Genomic DNA, 8,311 nt, shown 5'->3' with positions numbered 1-8,311 from the left:
ATCAACCGATGCAGCAAGATCGCAATCGTTTGGCTACCGTGGACATCGGCAACTTCGGTAGCCAAACCTTCATCAGGTTGGTGGCCCCGGCCGGTCCCTCATCCCGACCGGGGCACAACCAAATTTTCCGGAGGAACTCCCCGTGCCGTCGCACGACGACATTGCAGAAGCCTGGCTCTCCAGCACCGAATTCGCCGGCGATCTCGCCGCAGTCGGATTGCTCAGTCGAGCCATCAGCCCGCAGAACTACGACATCAAACGCGATTCGCTACCGGTCTCGGCTGCGGCCGACCCGGCCACCGCGGGCGCGATCCTGGAACTACTGCAGCGCGGCCAGGTGCCGACGCTCGCGGCCATCCAGACCCTCATCGTGCAGAACGATATGCGCGCCGAGGCCGAGCGCATCGAACGCCTGGGCCGCCGCGCGCAGCGCAGCGTCGAGGATTTCGGCCGGGTACTGGCCAAACTCACCGACGAATACTGGACCGCACACGGGACCGGGCCGACGCGGCGCGACATCCTGCTGTCGGAACCGGTCTTCGACCTCATCCGCGATCGGGTGGGCGATATCGCGCCCGCCGCGGTCAAACATCTGTGGTTGATCGAGCGGGCGCAGCGCGCCGGCTGGATCGCCTACAGCGCGACCCCCCGATCCCTGTGTGCCGGAAGGCGTTTTCATGCCGCGCGGTACGGCAATCGGGTGTCGCTGCGGCCGGTGAATACGCTCGGCGCCCTGGTCACCGCGTATCTGCGAGATCAAGTGGCCGAGAACGGGCGACCGCCGCGCTGGTCGGTACTGGCCTACGAGCTGCGGGACGATCGCGGGCGGCGGGTGTTCAATGACACAGCCGACGCCCGGGCCCAGCAGCAGTGGCTGACCACCGCCGAGTGGATGGCGCTCGAGGACGATCTGCCTGTGCCGGGACCGCGTGGAATGCGCGCGCTCGCCCGTAAGGGCCGGGAACGCCGCAGCTGACGCTGTTACGGACAGGTATCCAATTCCTCATTTTCGTAACAGCGCCGAAACGTGAGGATTCGGTAACTTCCCTGCAACGCGATAACGCGCGAAGGGAGTTACTCCATGACCACGACCATCGACCCGGCGGCCACGGCCTGGCTGCTCGCAGCCACGGCCATGGTGCTGCTCATGACGCCGGGGCTGGCCATCTTCTACGGCGGCATGGTGCGCTCCAGCGGTGTGCTCAATATGCTCATGATGAGCTTCATTTCCATTCCGCTGGTGACGGTGGCGTGGCTGGTTGCGGGTTACAGCCTCGCCTTCGGTGATGACGCGGGCGGCGGGCTCATCGGAAACCTCGGACATATCGGACTTTCGGGAATCGACCCGAAGACCGTTCATGCCGCCAGCGGAATTCCGGAGCTGCTGTTCGTCACCTTCCAGCTGACCTTCGCGATTCTCACCGTCGCCCTCGTCAGCGGCGCCATCGCCGATCGCGCCAAGTTCTCGGCGTGGATGATCTTCGTACCGGTGTGGGCGCTCATCGTGTACGCCCCCATCGCGCACTGGGTGTGGACTCCGGACGGCTGGCTGGCTTCCCTCGGCACCCTGGACTTCGCGGGCGGCCTGGTGGTCGAGATCGCCTCCGGCGCTTCGGCGCTCGCCCTGGCCCTCGTGCTGGGTCCACGGGTCGGCTTCAAGATGGATGCCATGCGGCCGCACAATCTGCCCTTCGTGCTGCTGGGCGCGGGCCTGCTGTGGTTCGGCTGGTTCGGCTTCAATGCCGGTTCGGCGCTGGCCGCGAACGGCACTGCGGCGGCGGTCTTCCTGAACACGCTGGTCGCGGGCTGCCTCGGCATGCTGGGCTGGCTGATCGTCGAGCAGATTCGCGACGGCAAGCCGACCACCTTCGGTGCGGCGTCGGGTGCGGTGGCCGGTCTGGTCGCCATCACCCCGTCCTGCGGTTACACGAACACCATGGGTGCGCTGATCGTGGGTCTGGTTGCGGGCGTGGTGTGTTCGTTCGCGGTGGGCTGGAAGTTCAAGGGCGGCTACGACGATTCGCTCGATGTGGTCGGCGTGCACTTCGTCGGCGGCATTGTGGGCACCCTGCTCATCGGCTTCCTGGCCAATCGGGCGATGACCGGTGATGACGGCCCGCAGGGCCTGCTCTACGGCGGCGGGCTCGGCCAGCTGGGCAAGCAGCTGGTCGGCGTGATCGTGGTGGCGGCCTTCGCCTTCGGTGTGACCTTCGCGCTGGGCAAGCTGATCGACAAGACCATCGGCTTCCGGGTCAGCCACGAGGACGAGATCGGCGGCATCGACTTCGCCCTGCATGCGGAGACCGCGTACGCCGAGGGTGTGCACGGGCACGGCGCACCGCGACGCCTCGGCGACGGCCCGTTCGGGCACTGAGTCGTGTTCGGGCACTGAGTTGCGCGGAAACGGCCGGGGTGGCGAATGATTCGCCACCCCGGCCGTTCTCGTAGGTCAGTTCACCTTGCTCGCGGCCGCGCCGAAGGTATTGCACTGTGCGGTGCGGTTTTTGTCGTAACCGAGCGACCACCAGGTTCCGCCGTTGTTCGACGTCCCGTGGTCACGCATATCGCCCGGGGCGTCGCCGCGGTGGAACATGTCGTTGCGGGCCACGCCGGCCTGCGCGGAGGTCAGCGAGCCGCCGCTGTTCGAGCCGGCCAGGAACATGCCGTCGAAGCAGTTGGCCTGCAATTCGGTTCGGCGGGACAGCTCGAGCCCGGTGGCGCTGGTCGCACCGGCATCACGGCGCTCCTGATGCACCTTGCCGAGGATCCCGGACTGCGCCTGCACGTGATGCCCGTATTCGTGCGCGAATACCGACAGGTAGACCACCCAGTTGTCCTTGTAGATATCGGTCTGCAGCTGACTGACCGGCATGTAGATGGTCTGGTCGGCCGAGCAGTAGAAGGCGGCGAAGTTGGTGCTGTTGCCGGTGCACAGGGTGGTGATGCCGCTGGTGGTCGCCGAGACATTCAGTTTGGGCGGTACGAACGGCAGCTTGATGTCGTCGAAGAGCGGCTTCCAGGCTTCGGCGAGACAGCCTGCGGCCGTTTCGAAGAACTTGCGCGCGGTGTCTACCTGGGTACCCCACGGCGAGTAATTGCAGCGTTCGGGGACCAGGGTGTAGCTGTCGTCGGTGACCAGCGGATTGTCCGAGGTCTTGGGGACGCCGGCGTTGTCGTCCGGTGAGTTCGTGTAGGTGGTCTGCACCTTGTCACCGGGGCTGCCGGAGCCGAGGTTGTTCAGACCGTGGGAGACGGCGGTGCGCACCAGGGCGGCGGTCACCAGCAGGACGAAGATGACAATCAGTGAGCCCCAGCGGCCGCGGCGCGGAGGCGCCGGACGCTGCGGTGGGGGCATGCCGATCTGGAAGCCCGCGGTGGGCGGCGGCAGGGGCTGCCGGTAGGCGGGTTGCATCGGCTGGCCGTAGCCCGGCGGTCGGTATCCGGGCGGCGGGCCGTAGCCCTGCTGCGGCGGAAAGCCTTGCCGCTGTGGATAAACCGGGCGCTGCTGTGGATAGCCGGGTTGCGCGGGGAACCCGGAGGGCGGCGCGGCGGGTCCGGACGGCTGCATCGGCCGACCCGTCGGCTGTCCGGATTGTCCGGGATATCCGGGTTGCTGCGGGCGTCGTGGATCGGGTTGGGGCGGCCAACCCCCAGGGGGAATCGGTCCGTATCCGGACGGTGGGCGAGTCATCCCCCGCACCCCCTCGTTCTCTGCGATATCCGACAGCCGCTGAGGAAGAATAGCAAGCTGTCTAAAGTAACCTTCCATGCAGATTTTTCGGGGGGGCGCTCTCGTTGCGCTGCTGCTCGCTCTGGCAGGAGTAATCGCGCCTGCCGCACATGCGCAGCCCAGCGACGGTGTGCGGATCACCGCCGATGTCGACCTCGGCGACGACGGTCTGCTGCGCGTCACCGAAACCGTGGAAGTGCCTGCGGGCAGCGAGTTCCGGCAAGTGCTGCCGCTGCGGGTGCAGGTCACCGATGCGGTGCAGCGCAATTTCCAGGTCACCGATATCAAGGCCGACGGCGACGGTGATGCGGGGGTCGCGGACGACCGGTTCACCCTCGATGCCCGGCCCGGGCAGGTGACGTTCAAGTACACGGTCCACAACACGGTCACCGAGACCTCCGGTGCGCAGCTGTTCCATTGGACCGGCGTCCTGAATACCGATGTGGCGTCCATCAGCGTCACCGTGACCAGTCCCGATTTCCGGATGGGTGTCACCAAGTGCACCATCGGCCCGCCCGGAAAGCCGGAGGACTGCGCGGATATTCGAGTGGAGCCGGACGGTGTGGCGCACCTCGACAAGACCGACCTGCACAAGGGCGATGTCATCGATGTGACGCTGCAGGTCCCGGCGGGCACGGTGAAGGCGAACGCCGATATCGCGGATGACAATGCCCCCGGCCCTTTTTCGGTGACCGGGCCGGTGCTGGCGGCGTTCGCGGTGCTGCTGGCCGCCCTCGCCGCGGCGGCCGGATATGTGGTGTGGGCGCGGCGCACGACGCCGGGCGGGTCCGAGACGCTCGATCCGCTGGTGCGCGAGGGGAATCGGGTGGAGTTCACCTCCCCGGACGGCGTGCTGCCCGGAACCGCCGGACTCCTGGCGGACGGGCATGTGGATGCCCCCGATATGGCGGCCACCGTGGTGGATCTCGCGGTCCGCAGCTATGTGTGGATTGCGGCGGTGGGTGATTCGGCGTGGCGGATCAACCGGATGAACCCGGTGGACGAGCAGCTGACCGATTACGAGAAGACGGTGTACTCGGTCCTGCTGCCCGAGGGCACGGATTCGGTGCTGCTGTCGGAGCTGAGCGGCAAGGTGCCCGCGACCGCGGTGCGCACGGCCCTCATCGACGATGCCACGGCGCGTGGCGCTTTCATCGATCGCACCCGGCGCGGTTTCGAATTCTGGCTGGGCGTAGCGCTGATCGTCGCCGGGGTGGCCACCACCATCGGACTGGCGCTGGGCCCCGGCCATGCGCTGATCGGTGTGGCGCTGGCGCTCGCCGGGGTGGCGGCGCTGCTGCTCCCCCGCTACCTGCCGTCCCGCACCGCGCTGGGCCGAGAGCTGACCGGCCGAGTGCAGGCCATGCTGCGCGGCCTGGATGCCATTGTCCCGCAACAGATTCCCGCCCCCGACCAGGAAATGGTGTTCTCCCGCGCCCTGCCCTTCATGGTGGCCGGCCGGCGCACCGACCAGTGGGTGCGCACCTTCCGCGAGCTGGACCCCACCGCCGACGGCACCCCCGGCCTCTACTGGTTCGGCGGCTTCGAAGGCGACCGCGACCTACACCGCTTCGCCGCCCACTTCCCCTACTTCATCACCGAACTCGAGCGCCTCTTCACCTAACCCCACACCCCGTCCCCAACCCCACACCCCTGACGGACCGCACAGCACATCGCGCAGCGGCACAGGACCGATACAGGTTGTGTGGCGGGTAGACGCGCTGTTCGGTGGCTGGATCGGCGGGACCACACAGCACATCGCCGACCGCACAACACGTGTCGCAGCGGCACAGGACCGATACAGGTTGTGTGGCGGGGAGAGGTGCTGTTTGGTGGCTGGTAGTGGGCGGGGTGCTAGGTGCCGGCGTGGACGGCTAGGGCGCGGCGGGCGTAGGCGCGGACGTCGGCGTCGGTGTCTGCCAGGGCGGATTCCAGGGTTTGGCGGGCGGATGCGGATTCCGGCCAGGTGCTGAGGGTGAGGACGGCTGCCTTGCGGACGTCGGGGTGGACGTCGGCCAGGGCGGCCTGTAGCGGTGCTGCGGCCCGGTCGGGACCGGCCGAGGGGAGACCTCGCGCTGCGCCTTCGCGGACCTGCCAGGCCGAATCACCCAGGGCTGCAGACAGTGTGGCGGTGTCTTCGGCATTGCCCAGGCGGGATAGTGCGGTGAGGGCGGCGGCACGGACCAAGGGGTCGCGGTCGGGGATGAGTGCGCGGACAGCTTCGATACCGCCTAGACCGACTGTGGCCAGGCCGCGGGCGGCGGCGATGCGGACCTCGCGGTTCTCATCGTGCGCGGCGGTGGCCAGCGAAGACCACTCGTCGAGGGAGACAAGACCGTTGACCGCTTCGATGCGAACGCGGTGGTCGCTGTCCACGGCGGCCTTGGCGAACAGTTCGACGGAACCGGCGTGCAGTGCGCGCAGTAGATCGATCACCGCGGAGCGCACGGCCGGATCGGGGGAATCGGCATGCGTGGCCAGATCGTCGGCGCCCGGCAGGATTTCCACCAGCTCCCGCAGTCCGGCGATGGCCGAACTACGCACCGTCACATCGGAATCGTCGAGCGCGGCAATGAGGCGGTCACCGAAGCCGTCCGGCGTGCCCTCGGTGAGTACCGACAGCGCGGTGGCACGCACCTGCGGGTCCGGATCGTCCAGGAAGGACGCGAGTTCCGCGATCGACGGCGAATCCAGGCTGAGCAGCAACGCAATTCGCGGGGCGACGGGAACCTTCCCGGCGGCGGACGCGGCGGTGCCGACGGTCGCGGGCGCGGTATTCAGGTTGGGCGGGCTGCCGACGAGTGCGGGCTGCGCCACCGGGATGACGGTGTCGTCGGCGGAGGGTAGATCGTCGAGCCCGGGTACCGGCACGAAATACGGTGCGACCGGCCGCTTCAGGAATTCCATCTCATTGTCGGCGTTCTTGCGCAGGTTGAGGTGGTACCGCCATTCGACATCGTCGCGCTCGGGCAGGTCGGCGCGTTCGTGGTACAGCCCCCAGCGCGATTCGGTGCGGGTGAGCGAGGAGCGCGCGGCCATTTCGGCGCAGTCTCGAATGAAGCTGACCTCGGCGCAGCGCATGAGTTCGTGCGGGGTCTGCGCGCCCATGGCGTTCAGGTCGTCGATCATGCGGTCGAAGGTCTCGATGGCGAGCGACAGTTTGGTGGCCGTCTTGGGCGGCGCCACATAGTCGTTGACGAAGCGGCGCAGCTTGTATTCCACCTGCTGCTGCGGCGGGCCGTCCGGATTGCGCAGCGGCTGGTAGACGAGTTCGTGTGCGGCGGCGATCTGGTCGGCGGGAAGTTCCGCCGGGGCCGGGGTGTCGGCGAGGGTGCCCGCGGCGTGTGCCCCGGCCAGATCGCCGTAGACGAACGCGCCGATCATGTAGTTGTGCGGTACGCAGGCCAGGTCACCGGCGGCGTAGAGGCCGGTGACGGTGGTGCGCGCGTTCTCGTCGACCCACACGCCGGACGCGGAATGCCCACTGCACAAACCAATTTCGGAGATGTGCATCTCGATATCATGGGTGCGGTAGTCGTGTCCGCGATTGGCGTGGAAGGTGCCGCGGGTGGGTCGTTCGGTGGTGTGCAGAATGCCTTCGAGCGCATCGAGGGTCTCGGTCGGCAGGTGCGAAACCTTGAGATAGATGGGCCCGCGGGCGGATTCGATCTCCCGCTTCACCTCCGACATCATCTGGCCGGACCAGTAGTCGGAGTCGACGAAACGTTCACCGAGTGCGTTGACCTGGTACCCGCCGAACGGATTGGCCACATAGGCGCAGGCCGGGCCGTTGTAATCCTTGATGAGCGGGTTGATCTGGAAGCATTCGATGCCCGAGAGCTCCGCACCGGCGTGGTAGGCCATGGCGTAGCCGTCGCCCGCATTGGTGGGGTTCTCGTAGGTGCCGTAGAGATATCCGGACGCGGGCAGGCCCAGGCGGCCGCACGGGCCGGTCGCCAGAATGACCGCCTTGGCTGCCACGACGACGAATTCGCCTGTGCGCGTGTTCAATGCGGCAGCGCCGACCGCCCGCCCGTTCTCGGTGAGGACGCGCACCGGCATGAGCCGGTTCTCGATCTGGATCTTCTCGCGCATCTTGCGTTGCCGCAGTACGCGATACAGCGCCTTCTTGACGTCCTTGCCCTCCGGCATGGGCAGTACATACGAGCCGGAGCGGTGCACCCGCCGCACCGCGTATTCGCCGTAGGCGTCCTTCTCGAATTTCACGCCGTAGCTTTCGAGCCGCTGCACCATGGCAAAGCCGCGCGTGGCTGTCTGATAGATGGTGCGCTGGTTGACGATTCCGTCATTGGCGCGGGTGATCTCGGCGACGTAGTCCTCGGGTTCGGCCTTGCCGGGGATGACGGCATTGTTGACGCCGTCCATACCCATGGCGAGCGCGCCGGAGTGCCGCACGTGCGCCTTCTCCAGCAGCAGCACGTTCGCGCCCTGTTCGGCGGCGGTCAGCGCGGCCATGGTGCCGGCGGTGCCGCCACCGATGACGAGCACATCGCAGTCGAGACGGGTCGTCTCGGCCAGATCGGGAATCTCCATCAGCACACCAACATTCGGTCGGGAATC

5 protein-coding genes are annotated in these 8,311 nt (G+C 67.4%); 3 read left to right on the top strand and 2 right to left on the bottom strand.

Annotated features, from left to right (window positions below; all coding sequences use genetic code 11):
• The first annotated feature begins 142 nt into the window (after positions 1–142).
• Entirely contained in the window at positions 143–976 is an 834-nt protein-coding gene (locus tag JWN03_RS08365) for a hypothetical protein (protein WP_297612166.1), read from the top strand.
• Positions 977–1,081: 105 nt separating this feature from the next.
• The gene (locus JWN03_RS08360) at positions 1,082–2,374 is read left to right on the top strand and encodes an ammonium transporter (RefSeq protein ID WP_297612164.1); all 1,293 of its coding nucleotides are present in this window, start codon (positions 1,082–1,084) and stop codon (positions 2,372–2,374) included.
• Between the two features lie 75 nt (positions 2,375–2,449).
• Here the strand turns inward: JWN03_RS08360 and JWN03_RS08355 are convergent, their stop codons facing one another.
• Complete coding sequence (locus JWN03_RS08355; protein WP_297612161.1) at positions 2,450–3,568, bottom strand: neutral zinc metallopeptidase; 1,119 nt, start codon at positions 3,566–3,568, stop codon at positions 2,450–2,452.
• A 199-nt stretch (positions 3,569–3,767) separates the two neighbouring features.
• On the opposite strand from JWN03_RS08355, the gene JWN03_RS08350 reads away from it, so the two are divergent.
• Complete coding sequence (locus JWN03_RS08350) at positions 3,768–5,354, top strand: DUF2207 family protein (RefSeq protein ID WP_297612158.1); 1,587 nt, start codon at positions 3,768–3,770, stop codon at positions 5,352–5,354.
• Between the two features lie 230 nt (positions 5,355–5,584).
• On the opposite strand, the gene JWN03_RS08345 is transcribed toward JWN03_RS08350, so the two are convergent.
• A complete protein-coding gene (locus JWN03_RS08345) occupies positions 5,585–8,284 on the bottom strand; it encodes a fumarate reductase/succinate dehydrogenase flavoprotein subunit (protein ID WP_297612155.1) in 2,700 nt (899 codons plus the stop codon).
• Positions 8,285–8,311: the final 27 nt, after the last annotated feature.

This window comes from Nocardia sp., assembly GCF_025465275.1.
In the GTDB taxonomy this organism is placed as follows: Bacteria; Actinomycetota; Actinomycetes; order Mycobacteriales; family Mycobacteriaceae; genus Nocardia.
This window is presented reverse-complemented; position numbering and strand designations above follow the sequence as displayed.